The 18,058-nt window shown below is 38.7% G+C and carries 15 protein-coding genes, 2 tRNA genes and 1 pseudogene; 7 read left to right on the top strand and 11 right to left on the bottom strand.

Going from position 1 to position 18,058, the window contains the following annotated elements; all coding sequences use genetic code 11:
* Positions 1-27: 27 nt before the first annotated feature.
* On the bottom strand, positions 28-930 hold the full coding sequence (locus HL290_RS12250) for a DMT family transporter (RefSeq protein ID WP_198496601.1): 903 nt from the start codon (positions 928-930) through the stop codon (positions 28-30).
* A gap of 96 nt (positions 931-1,026) precedes the next feature.
* Here HL290_RS12250 and HL290_RS12245 point away from each other — a divergent pair, with 96 nt between their 5' ends.
* Both HL290_RS12245 and HL290_RS12240 read left to right on the top strand, forming a co-directional pair.
* Complete coding sequence (locus tag HL290_RS12245) at positions 1,027-1,578, top strand: helix-turn-helix domain-containing protein (RefSeq protein ID WP_198496733.1); 552 nt, start codon at positions 1,027-1,029, stop codon at positions 1,576-1,578.
* A gap of 177 nt (positions 1,579-1,755) precedes the next feature.
* Entirely contained in the window at positions 1,756-3,447 is a 1,692-nt protein-coding gene (locus HL290_RS12240) for an ATP-binding cassette domain-containing protein (RefSeq protein ID WP_198496600.1), read from the top strand.
* A gap of 56 nt (positions 3,448-3,503) precedes the next feature.
* Here HL290_RS12240 and hisA read toward each other — a convergent pair whose 3' ends face one another.
* The 5 genes from hisA to hisB form a co-directional block, all read right to left on the bottom strand.
* Positions 3,504-4,235: a 1-(5-phosphoribosyl)-5-[(5-phosphoribosylamino)methylideneamino]imidazole-4-carboxamide isomerase gene (gene hisA / locus HL290_RS12235; RefSeq protein ID WP_004639792.1), complete on the bottom strand. Its 732-nt coding sequence runs from the start codon at positions 4,233-4,235 to the stop codon at positions 3,504-3,506.
* A 94-nt stretch (positions 4,236-4,329) separates the two neighbouring features.
* A complete protein-coding gene (locus tag HL290_RS12230) occupies positions 4,330-4,971 on the bottom strand; it encodes a 3'-5' exonuclease (RefSeq protein WP_198496599.1) in 642 nt (213 codons plus the stop codon).
* Positions 4,972-5,059: 88 nt separating this feature from the next.
* Positions 5,060-5,602, bottom strand: coding sequence for a DUF805 domain-containing protein (locus tag HL290_RS12225; RefSeq protein WP_198496598.1), 543 nt, complete (start codon positions 5,600-5,602; stop codon positions 5,060-5,062).
* A 152-nt stretch (positions 5,603-5,754) separates the two neighbouring features.
* Complete coding sequence (hisH, locus tag HL290_RS12220; protein WP_005038212.1) at positions 5,755-6,372, bottom strand: imidazole glycerol phosphate synthase subunit HisH; 618 nt, start codon at positions 6,370-6,372, stop codon at positions 5,755-5,757.
* Positions 6,372-6,965: an imidazoleglycerol-phosphate dehydratase HisB gene (hisB, locus tag HL290_RS12215; protein WP_002116767.1), complete on the bottom strand. Its 594-nt coding sequence runs from the start codon at positions 6,963-6,965 to the stop codon at positions 6,372-6,374. Before hisB ends, hisH begins: the two co-directional genes overlap by 1 nt.
* Before the next feature lie 102 nt (positions 6,966-7,067).
* Between hisB and HL290_RS12210 the strand changes: the two genes are divergently transcribed.
* From HL290_RS12210 to HL290_RS12200, 3 genes are all read left to right on the top strand, one after another.
* The gene (locus HL290_RS12210; protein WP_003653877.1) at positions 7,068-7,451 is read left to right on the top strand and encodes a GNAT family N-acetyltransferase; all 384 of its coding nucleotides are present in this window, start codon (positions 7,068-7,070) and stop codon (positions 7,449-7,451) included.
* A 105-nt stretch (positions 7,452-7,556) separates the two neighbouring features.
* Positions 7,557-7,632: transfer RNA gene (locus tag HL290_RS12205), tRNA-Phe, on the top strand.
* Between the two features lie 126 nt (positions 7,633-7,758).
* A tRNA-Phe gene (locus HL290_RS12200) sits at positions 7,759-7,834 on the top strand.
* Between the two features lie 174 nt (positions 7,835-8,008).
* On the opposite strand, the gene HL290_RS12195 is transcribed toward HL290_RS12200, so the two are convergent.
* The 5 genes and pseudogenes from HL290_RS12195 to ompR all read right to left on the bottom strand — a co-directional run bounded on the left by HL290_RS12195 (position 8,009) and on the right by ompR (position 12,516).
* A complete protein-coding gene (locus HL290_RS12195) occupies positions 8,009-8,440 on the bottom strand; it encodes a GNAT family acetyltransferase (RefSeq protein WP_004639785.1) in 432 nt (143 codons plus the stop codon).
* 130 nt (positions 8,441-8,570) lie between these two features.
* Positions 8,571-10,085, bottom strand: coding sequence for an acetyl-CoA hydrolase/transferase family protein (locus HL290_RS12190; RefSeq protein WP_003653872.1), 1,515 nt, complete (start codon positions 10,083-10,085; stop codon positions 8,571-8,573).
* A 35-nt stretch (positions 10,086-10,120) separates the two neighbouring features.
* Positions 10,121-10,249, bottom strand: a pseudogene (locus HL290_RS12185) (hypothetical protein).
* A gap of 27 nt (positions 10,250-10,276) precedes the next feature.
* Positions 10,277-11,734: an ATP-binding protein gene (locus tag HL290_RS12180; RefSeq protein WP_005038215.1), complete on the bottom strand. Its 1,458-nt coding sequence runs from the start codon at positions 11,732-11,734 to the stop codon at positions 10,277-10,279.
* Between the two features lie 17 nt (positions 11,735-11,751).
* Positions 11,752-12,516: a two-component system response regulator OmpR gene (gene ompR / locus HL290_RS12175; protein ID WP_000060753.1), complete on the bottom strand. Its 765-nt coding sequence runs from the start codon at positions 12,514-12,516 to the stop codon at positions 11,752-11,754.
* 668 nt (positions 12,517-13,184) lie between these two features.
* Between ompR and HL290_RS12170 the strand changes: the two genes are divergently transcribed.
* Positions 13,185-15,533 carry a Tex family protein gene (locus HL290_RS12170; RefSeq protein ID WP_198496597.1) on the top strand — a complete coding sequence of 783 codons (2,349 nt, stop codon included), beginning with the start codon at positions 13,185-13,187 and terminating at the stop codon, positions 15,531-15,533.
* 296 nt (positions 15,534-15,829) lie between these two features.
* Positions 15,830-18,019: a solute carrier family 23 protein gene (locus HL290_RS12165; RefSeq protein WP_198496596.1), complete on the top strand. Its 2,190-nt coding sequence runs from the start codon at positions 15,830-15,832 to the stop codon at positions 18,017-18,019.
* Positions 18,020-18,058: the final 39 nt, after the last annotated feature.

Here is an 18,058-nt window from a genome sequence, read left to right as displayed (position 1 = left end):
AAAAAGAGAGCATTACGCTCTCTTTTTTTATTCTCGAATTCTTTTGACTTTTTTGGTCGGTAACTTAATTTTTAACTCACTAACTAAAACACCTAATACCACTAAAGCACCACCCAAAAGAGCAATGACTGGTAAACGCTCACCAGCAATTCGACCAATAATGCCCGCCCAAACGGGTTCTCCTGCATAAATAATTGCAGCCCGTGAAGGGTCAACCACACGTTGAGCCCAGTTCATCACAAATTGAATGAGTGCACTGGCTAAGCCTAATGCAACAGCAATCATCACAAGAGGCCATGAAAATGCTGGAATCGTATGTTCACCAACCACGGGCATAATGGCAAAAGAAATTAGAGATGCGACAGCGAGTTGAATGATAGTGACACGGCGTAAATTTACTTTTCCAGCAAAGTAGCTAATAAAAATAATCTCTAAAGCAATTGCAAATGCACCAAGCACTGTTAAAAGCTGTCCAAAACTTAATGAAATCTGCTTAAAACCATTTCCTGTCAACAAAACAAGACCAGCAAACGCAAGGACCGCTCCAACCCAAGTCATGATGTGTGGAGTTTTTCTAAAGATGAGCCACATTAAAAGAGGGACAAGCGGCACATAAAGTGACGTTAAAAATGCGGATTCACTACTTGGAATGGTTTGAAGACCAATCGTCTGTGTGCCATAGCCCGCCGCAATTACGAGGCCAATTGCACTCCCTGCACCTAAATCTTTTAACGTTATGCCTTTCATACTTTTTAATGAAATAAGCAGTAAAGTAAACGCAGCTACAGCAAAGCGACAGCCCACAAAAAACATAGGCGATGAAAAATTCAGTGCATACTGCACAGTAAGGAATGTTCCACCCCAAATAATGGTAATTAGGATAAGAGCTAGTTGTGGGGCTTTGCTTGAGCTCAGAGAAATTGGTGACATATCTGATCAGGAGTGATTGTGCAATATACTGCACATATTGCAGTATTCCTATGTTTTGTGCAATATATTGCTCATATTTTCTTTGCTACTTATTTTATGATCCAGCCCAGTACCGTTTTACAGCATGTCGGCACAAACATCCGTTCATTAAGAGATGAGCGAGGTTTAAGCCAGCAGGATTTAGCCGATCAGGCAGGGGTGAGCAGACGGACAATCGCTGCTTTAGAAACAGGGCAGGTCAATATTAGCTTGGCTAAACTCGACGCAATTGCGGAAGTGTTAAGTGTAGATTTTAGAACGATTGTGAGTGCACCAGAGCTTAAAGAGCAAGCCTTAGTAAATGTACTTGCTTGGCAGGGAGACAAAGAAGAAAGCAAAGCAACCTTATTGGCTTCAGTCCCATCTCGGTCACAAGTTGAGCTTTGGACGTGGTCATTGGCAGTGGGTGAATCTTATATTGCCGAAGCAGATGCGGAAGGATGGCAAGAACTGATTTATGTATTAGAAGGTGAGTTGACCATACAGTTTACCGATAGCATAAAAATAATTCCTGCTGGTTCATCTTTTAGTTTTGAAAGTTCAGTGACTTACACCTATATCAATAGTAGTAACCAAGTGCTTAAATTTATTCGAAATGTGGTGTATTAACTTTAAAGTCTTTTTAAAATTATGTGAGTTATTAAGTTTTATATATAGAATTTTTATTATTTAAAAACTTGTAATTTTAATTAAAAAAACATGAATAACAATAAATAAGGCAAGTTATAATATTTCTTGTGTAATGAAATTATTTTTAAATTGTTTTAATAGAAAAAAGATACAGAAATGAAGTTTTTATTAAGTTCGCAAGATATTCAAAACTATAAATTTTTATGGAAAGTTTCTAAAGAAAATTATAAGAAACAGAAGAGTAGTATGTTTCTCATGTTTTTATTAGTGATGTTTTCAGCATTCTTTACCACATTATTACCATACCTGCTGAAAATTATTATCGATTATTCGGCACATGAATATAGCTTTTTGTTCAATATTCAACTCCCATTTAATTTTTTATATCTAATTGTACTTGCCTACGCTACAGCATGGTTGGTAAATGAGTTATGTCATTGGACGCAAAATATTTTTGGTGCTTATTTGATGGTCGATTTCAAAGGAGCATTAATTTCTGCTGGTTTAAAAAATTATTTAAATATTAAAAAAGATCAACAAGATCAAATTGAAGCGGGAACAGTAATCAGTGATCTTGAAAGAGGAAGTTCTGCTTTTGGTGAGATTAATCTAACGTTACTGCTTCATTTGGGGCCAATTATTTTTCAATTGGTTATGATTTTTGCAGTTTTATTTACGACCATTAGCTTAGTTTTTAGTATTAGCTTTTTATTAATAGCTATCGTTATTTTTATAGTTTCCTTTCATATAAATAAAACAAGTAGTTCACTATTTGATGCCATGTATGAACAAGACAATCTGGTGAATAGCCATTTGATACATCAAATATCCAACTCCTATGAAATTAAAGTAAAAAATGCGGTACCGTTTCAATTGTCAAAATTTAATGCCACATTAGATTCATACATCACAACAGCTAAAGATAGGAACAAGAAAATAGGGCTATTGATGATTTCTCAATTGTTCCTGATCTTTCTGTTTTTACTAATTTTTATGTTATTTACAGTGTTTCTTTCAACTGAAAAGCAGCTTACACCGGGTGCTTTTGTATTGATAAGTACCTATATTATTCAACTCACCAATCCATTTCTGGCGGTTTCCCAAAGCTTGATGCGTTTAAATGGAAATTTTGTCGCGTTAGCAAAATATCGGCAGTACTTTAATCTAAAGAAAGAACAATATACGTCTTCTGCCATTCAACATTCTGAAGATCTCTTCCAATTTATAAATGCTAAATTTTTATTAGGAAAAAGAGCAGTAGATCATTTTAATTTAACAATACTAGCCAATAAAACGTATGTCGTGATTGGCCCAACAGGTTTGGGTAAAACTTCTCTGATGAATTATTTAATGGGGGTATATCAGATTCAATCAGGACAGCTTTTGTATAAAAATATTGATATTAGCCAAAATTTTTCTAAGCATATTTTTGATGAGGTTGTTTACGTTGCACAGCAACCAGTTATTTTCCCTTATTCCCTTAGAGATAATTTAGTTTATAACTCCTCGCATATATATGAGGATTCTTACTTACTTCAGATGCTTGATCAATTTAACCTATTACATATTTTGAAAAAGCATCAACTGACACTTGATGATGATTTAACTGAAATTTATAAGAATTTTTCAGGAGGAGAAAAGCAAAGAATTTGCATTCTTCGAGGACTTTTAGCTCGCCCGCAGCTCATCATCCTAGACGAACCGACTGCCGCCTTGGACGTAGATACTGCAAAAAATATACTTGAATATATTCAGCAAGTCGTTCCATCCGTAATTATGATTACACATTCACCCTACGCAATGGAACTTGCAGATGAGGTTATCGATTTAGAAAAGTTATTAAACTAAAGATAATCAAAAAATAAAAAAAGAGCCTAAACAGGCTCTTTTTTACATCTTAAAAATTAAAGACGATTCTCATCTAACAAAAGCTGAGCTTCACGAAGGCTCAGTGTGCCTTCATAAATTGCGCGGCCTGTAATCGCACCTAAAATGCCTGGTTGGCCTATTAAGTTACGAACGTCATCAAGGTTAGTTACGCCACCAGAAGCAATTACTGGAAGGCCTGAGTATTGAGCCAAGTTTACAGTTTGCTCAACGTTTACCCCTTGCATCATGCCATCACGAGCAATGTCTGTGTAAACAATGCTAGATACGCCTGCATCAGCAAAACGTTTTGCTAAATCAGTTGCTTTAACGTCAGTTACATTAGCCCAACCGTCAGTTGCAACCATACCATTCATGGCATCAATACCAACAATGATGTGGCCTGCAAAGCGTTTACAAGCTTCTTCTACAAATTCAGGTTCTTGAACTGCTTTAGTGCCGATAATGACAAAAGTCACGCCAGCTTCTAAATAGTGCTCAATTGTTTCTAAAGAGCGAATACCACCACCAATTTGAATTGGTAATTCTGGCTGAGCTTTAGCAATTGCTTCAACAATAGGTTTATGAATTGGAGTGCCTGCGAAAGCGCCATTCAAATCGACCAAATGCAAACGACGTGCGCCTTCATTTACCCAATGCTGGGCAGTTGCAACTGGATCGTCAGAGAAAACGGTATCGTCTTCCATACGCCCTTGTTTTAAACGCACACATTTACCATCTTTCAGGTCAATTGCAGGAATGATTAGCATGCTTCCGCTCCTTGCTTCATCATGATTATGAAATTGTGCACATCTTAGCAAAGTATTGATCAATCGCTAAGCCTTAGAAAAGACTTTTATAACTTTACGCTTGAAGTGCGGTTTGAATAGTTTGAGAAATGTGAGTGGGTAATAGTTTTTGTTTTCTGAGCTCTTGAAATACCAATAAAGCAGCATATGCATCGGCAGCAGCGTAACTGATTTGCTGAGAGCTAAGTGGCTTTCGTGCCCAGTTTGACGTTCCAATTTTTTTCGACTTTGCAAGATATTGCTTAAATAACAGCGCAACTGCTTTTTGTACCCCCAGTTGCTGTTTAAAACCAAAATGGCTAAAGCCTTTTGCGAGGTCGACACAACCTTCGAGTTCAATCCCTTTTTTATGAAAAATATGCTTATCATTTTTGAGTCCAAAACCGACTTTGATTTGTTTTGGGTTAGATAAAATAGGCTGTAAAAATTTTAAAGTCGATGAATTTACATGAAAAAGATATGCTTTTTGTTCAGTCGCTAACTGAATCAGATGTGGACCTGTCGAGACTTCACCTACCCGAAAAGTCGGTTTAGACTCAGAATCAAATCCCAAAATTACAGCGTTTTTTAATTCTTCTTCAATAGTTTTACATTGCTCGATATTTTCAATCACCACAATATTTTGATAGTTAAGATTTTCAAAAGGAGGAAGCTGCTGAATAGAGGCTTTATCAAGGAGGGGAGAGGCTTCGGACATATTTAACAGCATACAAATGAATTGAGCTATTAGCTTTATATAGGAATAAAGCCTAGAGAACTAGGCTTTATCAATGATTTAACAATGTTTATGGTTGGGTTGTTGAGCTAATTTTAATTTGTTGACTTTTTTCAATGTAAGTTTGATAGCTTGGGACTGCTATTGCAATAATGCCAACAATAAAGAGGATTGGAATAATGACAATATAAATCCAACCCAATATACGCTCCCAACTTGGCGTTGCCCGCGCTGGACCGTAGTCGTTAGTGCCTTCATCACCTTTAGCTGCAAAAAGATAAATTATAAGGCCAATATTTACCAAGGGTACGAGTAGAAGTAGTGACAGCCAACCACTATGATTTCGATCATGTAAACGACGAATCATAAGTATAAAAGTAGAATAGAAATATGCGATATAAAAAACAAATAATAAAATGAACCCAACCGTGACAGGTACATTACTGCTGGGTTCAACTACCAGACCAGCAGACATACCAATCACTGCAAAAGCACTAGTGAAAATAATAGCATAAAGCAGTAACCATGCTGCATAAGAGAGTCGTCCAAAACGACCACTTGCTTTAAAGGGGGAATCTTGTTGAATCGGTTGATTTTCAAAAGGTGAATTCATTTTGTTTTCCTGATCATTTGGTTTTATTTAAAAGTATAAATATTCAATATTTTGTTGAATAAAATATCATTCTGTAAATGATTGGTTGTTATTATAAATAAAAAAATAGATCAGGCCATCTCGACTTGATCTATTTTATTTTTTAAAGGAAATTAAATATTCCATTCCACAAAGTTTTTCAGTAACTGCAAACCGGCAGTATGACTTTTCTCTGGGTGGAATTGAGTAGCAAATAAATTCTCTTTGTGAATTGCTGTGCAGAAGTTCACGCCATAGTCACAGGTCGCAGCCACAACACTTTCATCTTTTGGCTCGACATAATAACTATGTACAAAGTAGAAGCGGGCATCTTGTTCGATGTTGTTCCACATAGGGTGGCTTGGGTCCAATTGGTGAACCTGGTTCCAACCCATATGAGGCACTTTTAACCCTTCCATTTGAGGGAAGTGTTTTACTACGCCGTCAAAAATACCTAGTGCATCTACACCGCCATTTTCTTCTGAGCTTTGTAGTAGGGCTTGCATACCTACGCAAATTGCAAGAACTGGTTTGTTAAAAGCAGCTTTACGTACGACTTCATCAATGCCTGCTTCGCGCATGCCTTGCATACAGTCACGCATTGCGCCAACACCTGGAAAAACAATTTTGTCGGCTTGTGCAATTAATTTTGGATCATTGGTCACATCGACTGTAGCGCCCACATACTCAAGTGCTTTAGCTGCTGAGTGTAGATTGCCCATGCCATAATCAAGTAACGCGATACGTGTCATTAGAGGCTACCTTTTGTCGATGCAATCGTGTTTTCTGCACGTGGATCAACTTCACATGCCATACGTAAAGCACGAGCAAGCGCTTTGAACACACTTTCAATTTGATGGTGGCTATTTTTACCTTTCAAATTATCGATGTGTAAGGTCATAAGCGCATGGTTTACGAAACCTTGGAAAAACTCAGAAAATAAATCGACATCAAATGTACCGATACGTGCGCGGGTAAATGGAATATCCATAAATAAACCCGGACGACCAGATAAATCTACAACAACACGAGACAAGGCTTCATCTAATGGTGCATAAAAATGACCATAGCGTTTTAAACCTTTTTTATCGCCTAAAGCTTGTGCAAAAGCTTGTCCAAGCGTGATTCCACAGTCTTCTACAGTGTGGTGATCGTCAATCTCGAGGTCTCCGTCACAATGAATATCGATATCAAATAAGCCATGTCGCTTGATTTGATCAATCATATGGTCTAAAAATGGAACTCCAGTGTTTAGTGTGCCTTGACCAGTACCGTCGAGATTTAATCGAACTCGAATTTTGGTTTCATTGGTATTTCTAACCACTTCACTGATACGTTGCGTCATGGACACGTTCCTCAAAAAAACGTCAAAAATGATTGGATGTAACGATAATTTCGCTGTGACGAATTCGTGACAGCATCATAGTTTGCTCAGGAGGGTTAATCAATGCCTATTACCGTACATGCTTATAGTTCTCTAGATAATTCAGAGATTCGCGATCAGCTTGAGCGACTGTATGATACAAGTCCGGAGTTTGGTGACGGGCACGATGCGATTGAACAACTTGAACAAGATTTACAACAGTATACCACGCTATACACTGCCGAATTTAACACCAAAATTATAGGGGCAATGTGGTCTTCAGGACAAGGTGAAAGCAAGGTTCTTGAATATATTGTTGTGCATCCTGCCAACCGTGGTCGTGGGGTAGCAGAGCGTTTAGTTGAAGAAGCTTGTCGTATAGAAGAGTCAAAAGGCGTGAAAATTTTTGAGCCGGGTTGTGGTGCTATTCATCGCTGTTTGGCTCATATTGGTAAATTACACCATTAAAAGTCCAGTTTGTATGTGATGGTGATTCAAAAATAATCACTTGTTACAAAAAACACGGAAGTTGCTTGACGTGATCATATAAACATTGTTTAATACGCCCACTTCGGCGTGATAGCTCAGTAGGTAGAGCAACGGATTGAAAATCCGTGTGTCCCCAGTTCGATCCTGGGTCTCGCCACCATTATATGTGTTTTCAATCCCTGATCCCATCAGGGATTTTTTTTGAGTATAAAAAATACTCATTTAAATCAAAAACTCAGGATAATAGTTGACTATTGTTCTGAGATACGGCTTAATACAGGCCATCGGCGTGATAGCTCAGTAGGTAGAGCAACGGATTGAAAATCCGTGTGTCCCCAGTTCGATCCTGGGTCTCGCCACCATATTCGAAAAAGCCTCATACATAACGTATGAGGCTTTTTTCATGCCTATTGTTTTTATCTGAACAAATCATTTTCTTACTTGTGGGTAAAATGAGATTTATCCACAAGCACTGTCACTTATCCCCAAGTTCTGATTATTTTTCTTATTATGTCAAAGCTATAACAAGTAAGGGCTTAATCATGTGAACTATCGCTAATTAGACGTTTCCCTAAACATACCGCTTCTACTTCGTCATAGCCGAGTTGTTCATAAAAATTCAGTACATTTAGGTTATCTTTACGCACTAATAATTGTAGTTTTGGGCAACCCCGAGCAATCAGTCGCTTTTCAAGCTGCTGAACGAGCGCTGTAGCTATTCCTAAGCGTTGTTGGTGGGGGTGAACAGCTAAATAGTTAATCCAGCCTCTATGACCGTCATAGCCGCCCATAAGTGTGCCAATGAGTTGCTCATCTTTAATCGCAACTAAAAATAAATCATCTTGTTGTGAGACTTTTCTGAAAATATCGGTTTCAGGATTATTCCAAGGACGAGTCAGGCCGCAGCTTTCCCATAAAATAACGACATCTTCCAGATCCGCATTTGTAAATTGACGAATAATAAACATATGGATTTCTACTTTTTGTTTTGATGTGCTGAAAAGATAAAATAAAAATTTGGGCTTGAGCAGTATTTTATGAATAATTTAAACAAATAAAAAAGCACCCCCATAGGAGTGCTTGAATTAAACCAGTTATTTAAGCTGATTTTGCAACTGGTGCTGCTTGAAGCATTTGACCTGTTTCTTCGAAGTTTGCATGCCAAGACAATGCTTCACGAAGTAAATGAGGCGTATGTCCACCTTTAGCACATGCACGATCAAAGTAATCATTTAATGCATCACGGTAAAGTGGATGTACACAGTTGTCGATAACAACGCGAGCACGTTCACGAGGTGCTAAACCGCGTAAGTCTGCTAAACCTTGCTCTGTCACTAAAATATCAACATCGTGTTCACTGTGGTCAACGTGGCTCACCATTGGCACGATAGAAGAGATATCGCCACCTTTAGCAATTGATTTGGTCACAAAGATCGCCAAGTGAGCGTTACGAGCAAAGTCACCTGAACCACCAATACCGTTCATCATTTTAGTACCACACACATGAGTCGAGTTCACGTTACCGTAAATATCAAACTCAAGCGCAGTGTTAATGCCGATAATACCTAAACGGCGAACCAGTTCTGGGTGGTTAGAAATTTCTTGTGGACGAAGTACTAATTTGTCTTTGTAAGCTTCGATATTGCCAAAAACTTTTTCACCACATTTTGCAGAAAGTGTAATTGAGCTACCAGAAGCAAATTTCATCTTGCCTGCATCAATTAATTCAAAAGTACAGTCTTGTAATACTTCTGAGTACATGATGAGGTCTTCAAAGTCAGAATCTTTTAAGCCAGTTAATACAGCATTGGCAATAGAACCGATGCCTGCTTGTAATGGGCCAAGGCTTTTCGGTAAACGACCTTCAGCAACTTCTTTATTAAAGAAAGCAATCAGGTGGTTTGCAATGCCTTGAGTTTCATCATCTGGCGGAGTTACCGTTGATGGTGAGTCATGCGTATCGTTAAATACAATACCAACAATCTTTGCAGGATCGATTTGGATTGCTGATGTACCAATGCGCTCATCCACTTTTGTTAATGGAATTGGAGTACGTGTTGGACGATAAGTTGGAATGTAGATGTCGTGCAAACCTTCAAAGCTTTCGCTTAAAGATGTGTTGATTTCAACAATTACTTTCTCGGCAAAAATAGCAAAACTTGCAGAGTTACCTACAGAAGTCGTTGGAATAATGCCGCCATCTTCAGTAATTGCAATTGCTTCAATCACTGCAACATCAGGACGTTTAAGCTGTTGGTTACGCATTTGCTCAACAGTTTCAGACAAATGTTGGTCAATAAACATAACTTCGCCATTGTTAATGGCACGACGTAAAGTGTTGTCCACTTGGAATGGCATACGACGAGATAAAACACCTGCTTCCGTGAGTTGTTTGTCTAAGTCGTTACCTAAGCTGGCACCCGTAATTAATGTGATTTTTAACGGATTTTTCTTTGCAAGTTCTACAAGTGCTTGTGGAACAGCTTTAGCTTCACCAGCACGAGTAAAACCACTCATACCTACGGTCATTCCATCTTCGATGAATTGTGCAGCTTGTTCAGCACTGATGACCTTGTCATGAAGAGAAGCTAGGCGAATACGACTTAAAGACATTGGACATCCTCAGAATTGTCAAAACATAGGGGATTTTAGCTATGAAAAATTGAAAAGTGCATAGGTGTTAGGCTAAGGTCTAATTTTGTAAATAAATGGTGGTATAAAATATATTTATAGTTTTTATTTTATTGATTTTTAATTATTTTATTTGTCTTTAAAATGAGGCTTTTAATAACTAACTGGTTAAATTAAAAGCGCTCACTCAAAGTTTGTTTTATTTTTTCTAATGGATTGATCGAGCTATTTTCTTCAGTGCTTGGTTTCGGGATAGGTAAAGAAATAATAACTTCTAAACCGCCTTGTTCACGGTTATGAATTTGAATTTCACCATGATGAATATCAACAATACGTTTGACAATCGCAAGGCCAAGACCGCTTCCTTGAACTGTTCTTGCCGAGTTTCCTCTAACAAAAGGTTGCATTAACTCTTCTATTTGATCTGCTGGAATACCTTCACCATGATCGGCAACAGTAATTAAAATATGTTCATTTTCAACTTTTGCACTGAGTTCTATCGGTTCAGCACCATAGCGTTTTGCATTGTTAATTAGGTTGGCAATAAGTCGCTTTAAAGAAAGGCTACGTGCCGGAATAATTGGCACATCCTGCATCTCGAAGTGAATGTCTAAAGGTTTGAACTGGATAACAAGTTCTTGCAAAAGCATATTGATATTGGTGTCTTTCAATTCTTCATCAGAACCATCACGCATATAGGAAATGAACTGATTAAGAATCGCATCCATATCATCTACGTCATAGACCAGACCTTCACGTAAAAACTCATCAGGTAACATTTCCGCCGTTAAGCGAATACGTGTAAGAGGAGTTCTTAGATCATGTGAAATGCCAGCCAGCATAATACGTCGTTCACGCTCAGTTTGGTCAAGCGTATAAACCATGCGGTTAAAGGCTTGGTTCACCTGACGAATTTCTAAGGGACCATGATTGGTATCTAAATAGGGAGCTGTTCCAGCCTTACTATATTCATTGGCAGCATTTTGCAAACGACGTAAAGGGCGGTTCATCTGCCTAACTAAAATCAGAATAATAATAGCTGAAAGTAATGGAACACCAACAATCCAACCAACCAGTAATTCAGGACTATAGTTGGCGTAAGTTTTTAGAGGCTCACGGACCCAGTTCCCATGCATTTCAGGTGTTTGAATCCAGATGCGTGGGCTAGGCTTAAACTGGAAGTAAACAGTAACATCCTTCGTTCCAATCTCATTTGCCAGTTTTTGTTCGATCTGATTAGTAAAAAACTCAGCAATAACTTTATCGCGGACGCTTGGATATTCTTTGGGATTGGTAACGTATTCAATACCAACACGATTACGTAACCACGTATCAACATCAACTTCGTTGTCACGATGGAAAATTCGTATATCTGGATTGTTGACGAGTTCAAGTTCAACTGCTAGATAACGGGCATGTTGTTGAATTTCAGGTAAATAAAGAGTGCGCCAAAAGAACCATAACGACATGAATAAGCTAAAAAATACCACCAGCAGTACCAGAATGGTGGTACGCATGGCAGCAGAGCGTGGCTTAATTTTGTCGAGAAAACGTTCCCACCGAGTTCGTTTCCGTTCAGAGTAGGTAGCGTAATCAGTAAAGTTTTGTGGCGCGATTGGTTCTAAACTCACTCTATCTTATCTCAAGCTTATTCCGCACCATCTGGAACAAATACATAACCCACGCCCCATACAGTTTGGATATAACGTGCACGTGCAGGATTATCTTCAATTAAACGACGTAGACGAGATACTTGAACGTCAATTGAACGTTCCATTGCACCCCATTCACGACCACGAGCCAAGTTCATGAGTTTGTCGCGCGTTAATGGTTCACGTGGGTGTTGTACCAATGCTTTTAATACTGCAAATTCGCCAGTCGTTAAGGTAACGATTTGTCCTTCGCGTGTCAGCGTGCGGGTAGACAAGTCTAAAGACCATGGTCCAAAGCTTACAACTTCAACTTGTTGGCTTGGAGCACCGGGAACTTCACGAACTTGGCGACGCAATACAGCACGGATACGGGCTAAAAGTTCATTTGGGTTAAATGGTTTTGGTAAGTAATCGTCTGCACCAGCTTCCAGACCTGCAATACGGTCTGAATCGCTACCACGCGCTGTTAACATGATAATAGGCGTATCAATATTTGATTGGCGTAAACGACGGCAAATACTCAAACCATCTTCAACTGGCAACATAAAGTCGAGTACGATAAGTGAAAATAACTCACGTTGTAATAAACGGTCCATTTGCGAAGCATCGTGGGCAGTTTTTACAACAAAGCCTTTATCTTCCAAAAAACGTTGCAAGAGGGTACGTAAACGCACATCGTCATCGACCACTAAAATACGTTCGACACGATCCGTTTCGTTGTGTACGGTTTCAGGATGTTCAGCAGGTACAACTAAACTCATGATGTACTCCCTTTTAAAGTCATAATTTATATATTATTGGGTCGGTCAGGCTTATTGCCAGCAAGCCCTCAGTATAATGCTGATGTTCTCGTTAAGACTATGTATCAATTTGCTCAAAATTACAATTTTCAAGGTGGTTTGAAACCAAAAAACAACATCTTAAGCCCATAATTTAGCAAAGACTGATCTAAAAAAACAAATACTTAAATATTTGATAAATTTTTAATAATTAAATAGTAATAACTAATTGTTTCAAATAAGATATTTTAGGTAAACCAAGTTGGTTGTTATAAAGCTTTTATTTGTTGAAGTAAGCAGATGGTTGGGTTGGTTAAAAGATTGGACGAATAAAACCTTGTTGAATCGCTATATTTTTAGCTTTTGAGGAATGTATCAATATGATCATTTTCTCATAATTTATAATAAAATTTTGTCACTTTCATGACACAAGGCCTACGTTTATATTTTATAAAGATTAAAAAACAGAGCTCAGCCTCAACTTTTTCATACTTGAACTCCTGTTTTTATGTGCTCTAGTAGTCGTAAAAACTATAAATATTCAGAGTCAATACAAAAAAACGTTTTGAATACGCAAACAAGTGTGGATTTTATGGGCTTGGTCTTTATAATCAGTGCTTTTAAACTTTATCCTTGTGGGATCAAACACGATGACTGACTTAGTTCAGCAGTTGGCAAGTGAGCTTGCCGTACGTCCAAACCAAGTAGAAGCTGCCATCCGCTTAATTGATGAAGGTGCCAGTGTTCCATTTATTGCCCGTTACCGTAAAGAAGTAACACAAGGTTTAGATGATACGCAGTTACGCCAATTAGATACTCGTTTAGCGTATTTACGTGATTTATATGAGCGCCGTGAAAAGGTTATTCAGTCATTGCAAGAACAGAATAAATTGAGTGATGACTTGTTGGCGCGGGTGAATGCAGCCGAAACAAAAAATGCTTTAGAAGAAATTTATGCACCGTATCGCCCTAAGCGTACAAGTAAATCTTTTAAAGCAAAAGAAGCAGGTTTAGGACCAATTGCTGAAAAAATTATTGCAGAACAAGTTGACCCGACAGAAGCATTAGCTGGTTTTAGTCACGAAGACTACCCAGATGTTGAAAGTCAGTTAGATGCGATTCAGCACATTCTGATTGATGACTGGGCGCAAAATATTTCACTTACTACAGAATTAAAAACAACTTTTGCAAAAAGTGCGGTTTTAAAAAGTGCGGTTGCATCTGAAGAAAAGAAAGAAGTTGGTAAAAAATTCCGTGATTACTTTGAATTCTCTGAAGGTCTAAACAAATTACCTTCTCATCGTTTATTGGCGATGTTACGTGGTCGTCAAGAAAACGTATTGGGTTTGAAAGTAGATGGTGAAGATGATGCACCATTGGCGCGTATTGAAACTGAATACAACCTTGAGCAAATTCAACCTCAAGCACGTCAAGATTTCTTAAAGCAAACTGCAAAATTATTCTGGTTAGGTAAGATTCGTCCTCAAATCGAACATTCATTGCTGACAGAAAAACGTCTTACTGCCGAAGCAGAGGCAATGCAGGTGTTTGCTGAAAATCTTCGTCATTTATTATTGTCAGCACCAGCTGGTAGCCGTACGACTTTGGGTGTTGACCCTGGTATTCGTACTGGTGTGAAACTGGCAGTAATCAGCGATGCAGGTGATGTACTTGCTCACAGCACGATTTATCCATTTGCTCCAAAAGAAGATAAAGAAGGCTCAATTGCTGAACTTACGCGTCTATGCCGTGAATATAATGTAGAGCTCATTGCAATTGGTAATGGTACAGCTAGCCGTGAAACAGAAGCTGTTGTTGCTGAAATGATGGCTGCGAATACTGATCTGAATTTAACACGAATCACTGTAAGTGAAGCGGGTGCATCTGTTTACTCTGCAAGTGAACTTGCGTCGGCAGAACTTCCAGAACTTGACGTTTCAATTCGTGGTGCAGTTTCTATTGCTCGCCGTTTACAAGATCCACTTGCTGAACTTGTTAAGATTGATCCGAAATCAATCGGTGTGGGCCAATATCAACACGATGTGAACCAGACTGGTTTGGCAAAAACACTTGATGCAGTGGTAGAAGACTGTGTGAATGCTGTAGGCGTTGATGTAAATACCGCTTCACCAGCAATCTTGGCTTATATTGCAGGTTTAAACAAAGCAATTGCTCAACAAATTGTTGAATACCGCAAAGAGCATGGCCGTTTTGATAATCGTCAAGCGTTGAAAAGCGTACCACGTTTAGGTGAGCGTACTTTTGAGCAGGCAGCTGGTTTCTTGCGTATTCAAAATGGTTCTGAACCTTTGGATGCTTCTTCTGTTCACCCTGAAAGTTATGGTCTTGTTGAGAAAATTGTTGCAGCAAAAGCAACAACTGTTAAAGACATCATTGGTAATACTGAAATCATTCGCCAAGTAAAAGCTGATGAATTTGTTGATGACAAATTTGGTTTACCAACAATTCAAGACGTTTTAGCTGAACTTGAAAAACCGGGTCGTGACCCTCGTCCAGAGTTCCGTACTGCTAAATTCCGTGAAGATATTACTGAAGTTGGTCAATTGACAGAAGGTATGCAGCTTGAAGGTGTGATCACTAATGTCACAAACTTTGGTGCCTTTGTTGATATTGGTGTACATCAGGATGGCTTAGTTCATATTTCTGAATTAGCAAATGAATTTGTATCTGATCCGCATAAAGTTGTAAAACCGGGCCAGATTGTACAAGTGCGTGTTATGCAGGTTGATGTTGAACGTAACCGCGTGAACTTAAGTATGCGTGCTGAAGGTTCTGCACCTGTTAAAGCGCCGCGTCCACCACGTCGTGAGCAAAATACAGAACAGCGTTTTGAGCGTAAACCTCAAGCTAAGCGTCCTCAACCGCGTAAAGATCAAGCTGAACGTCCTCAGCGTAGCAAGCAAGATAAACCACAAGAACAAAAGATTGGCGGTTTAGGTGCATTGTTACTACAAGCAGGGATTAAAAGCTCTAAATAAGAGTTTTTAATTGATAAAAAGGCCTCCAATCGGAGGCTTTTTTTATGGGTTAAGAATTATTTTTAACAGTTATATAAAAGCAGTTAAGAAAAAATCGCAGTCGTAAAGATGAGGTGAATCTTAAGATCAACAAAACGTTGTGAAACCTACAATCAAATATACAACGTTATAGCATAACTCAACTTTAACGATATTCAGTTGTCCGACACCATCAACCAAGCCTTGAAGCAATTAATCACTTTCAGGCTGTAATAGTACAACTTTGCTTATTTCTTTATATTATAAATGGTTGTTTTATGTCGGTTTTAAACCTGAAAAATAGATTTCATTTAAAAGACCTCCTGTCCGGAGTTGTTGTATTTCTTGTGGCATTACCGCTGTGTTTGGGTATCGCTTTAGCCTCAGGAGCTCCCATTATCTCTGGCATTATTGCTGGTATTGTTGGTGGTATTATTGTTGGTTTACTGAGTGGTTCCCACATCAGTGTAGCCGGACCAGCAGCAGGACTAACTGCTGTCATCCTTGTACAGTTAGAACAATTAGGCGGCAATTATGCCGCCTTTTTATTGTGTATTATTTTCGCAGGTGTTCTACAAATTCTCTTTGGATTATTTAAGCTAGGCTTTTTTGCAAACTTTATTCCAAATAATGTCATTTTAGGATTACTGGCGGCCATTGGTGTCATCCTGATTGCGACACAATTGCCTTATCTGTTTGGTCTTTCTGATTTTTCATGGAAACAGGTTTGGACTTCAACGCCAGATGCATTCCTTCAGCATTTCGATGGAGGAGCTGCACTCATTGGTTTGCTCAGTTTATTCTTAATTTTAGCGTGGGATAGTAGTCCACTCAAAAAACTAGCTTTACCTTCTGCCCTGATTGCAGTTGTGTTGGCAGCGGTTTTAAATTTTATTTTGGTGAGTATTGGCTCACCCTGGGCAGTGCAAGTTGATAACCTCATTCAATTGCCGAATATATTGCAAGCGCCCGAAGAAGTATTAATTTTCCCTGATTTTAGCTATTTAGCTGAGCCTATGATTTACACAGGAGCAATTACGCTTGCTGTCGTGGCATCGTTAGAAACATTATTGAATCTGGAAGCGGCAGATAAAATCGACCCTCAAAAACGCTCTTCTCCTCCTAACCGTGAACTCTGGGCACAAGGTACGGGTAATATTATTTCGGGCTTAATTGGTGGAATGCCTGTGACCTCGGTTATTGTGCGTAGTTCGGTGAATGCAAATACAGGCGCGCGTAGTAAATGTTCTACCATTATTCATGGTGTATTGTTGCTGTTAGCGGTTTTGTTCTTCGTACCATTAATGAACATGATTCCCCTGTCTGCGTTGGCTGCGATCTTAATCGTGACAGGCTTTAAGCTTACCCATCCAAAACTATTTAAACAGCTTTATCAAAAAGGTTGGAAACAGTTTTTACCTTTTATTATTACTTTAGTTGCAATTTTACTGACCGATCTTTTAATGGGAATTTTAATTGGTCTGTTCACCAGTAGCGCTTTTATTCTCTATGGCAATTTTAATAAAGGTATTCGTGTTTATAGAGAGAAGCGTTTGCATGGCGTAGTGACTCGTATTGAGCTTCCTTCACAAGTCACCTTTCTTAATCGTTCTGCGCTTATTTCGGCATTGGAACATGTGCATAAACATCAACAACTTATTATTGATGCGACTCAATGTGATTCGATTGATCCTGACATATATCAAGTTATTCAAGATTATCAAAGTGAAACGGCCATTAAACGCCAAGTAAATCTTAAACTGGTCGGGTTCAAACAGCATTATCAAGATGTTGATGATGCGGTACTTGATATTGATATTAGTACAAGGGATTTACAACAAAAACTGAGTCCACAGCAAGTCGTGAATTTGCTTAAAGAAGGTAATGAGCGCTTTGTAAGAAATGAACGCCTTCAACGAGATATTTATCGACAAATTCGAGTTACCGCAGATGAAGGGCAACATCCGATCGCAGCAGTCCTTGGTTGTATGGACTCACGTGCACCTACAGAAATGATTTTTGATGTGGGTATCGGTGATCTGTTTAGCTTACGAATCGCAGGTAATATAGCTGGGCAAAAGGTATTAGGCTCGCTTGAGTTTGCTTGTCAGGCTAAAGGCTCTAAAGTGATTGTAGTCTTAGGGCATACCGATTGCGGTGCGGTGACGAGCGCATGTCAATTACGCTTAGAGCATAAGCAAGTGTCTGATGTGAAGGAAATGCCACATATTCAATATGTGCTTGGGCCGTTAATGCATTCGGTTGATAGTGTATATGACATTATGCAGCCACGTGATCTAAGTAAAGCCTTTATCAATCAGGTGACTGCTATGAATGTTCACTACAATATTCAATACATCATTAACCAGAGTAACGTCTTAAAAGATATGGTTGAGCGAGGTGAGATTGCAGTTGTGGGTGCAATTTATGATGTAAAAACAGGCCATGTTCAGTTTCTGGATGGGTAATATTTTTAGTTAAAAAAAGCGCCTTACTTGAGGCGCTTT

It is taken from the genome of Acinetobacter sp. AC1-2 (genome assembly GCF_016124155.1).
Classification (GTDB): Bacteria; Pseudomonadota; Gammaproteobacteria; order Pseudomonadales; family Moraxellaceae; genus Acinetobacter; species Acinetobacter calcoaceticus.
This window is presented reverse-complemented; position numbering and strand designations above follow the sequence as displayed.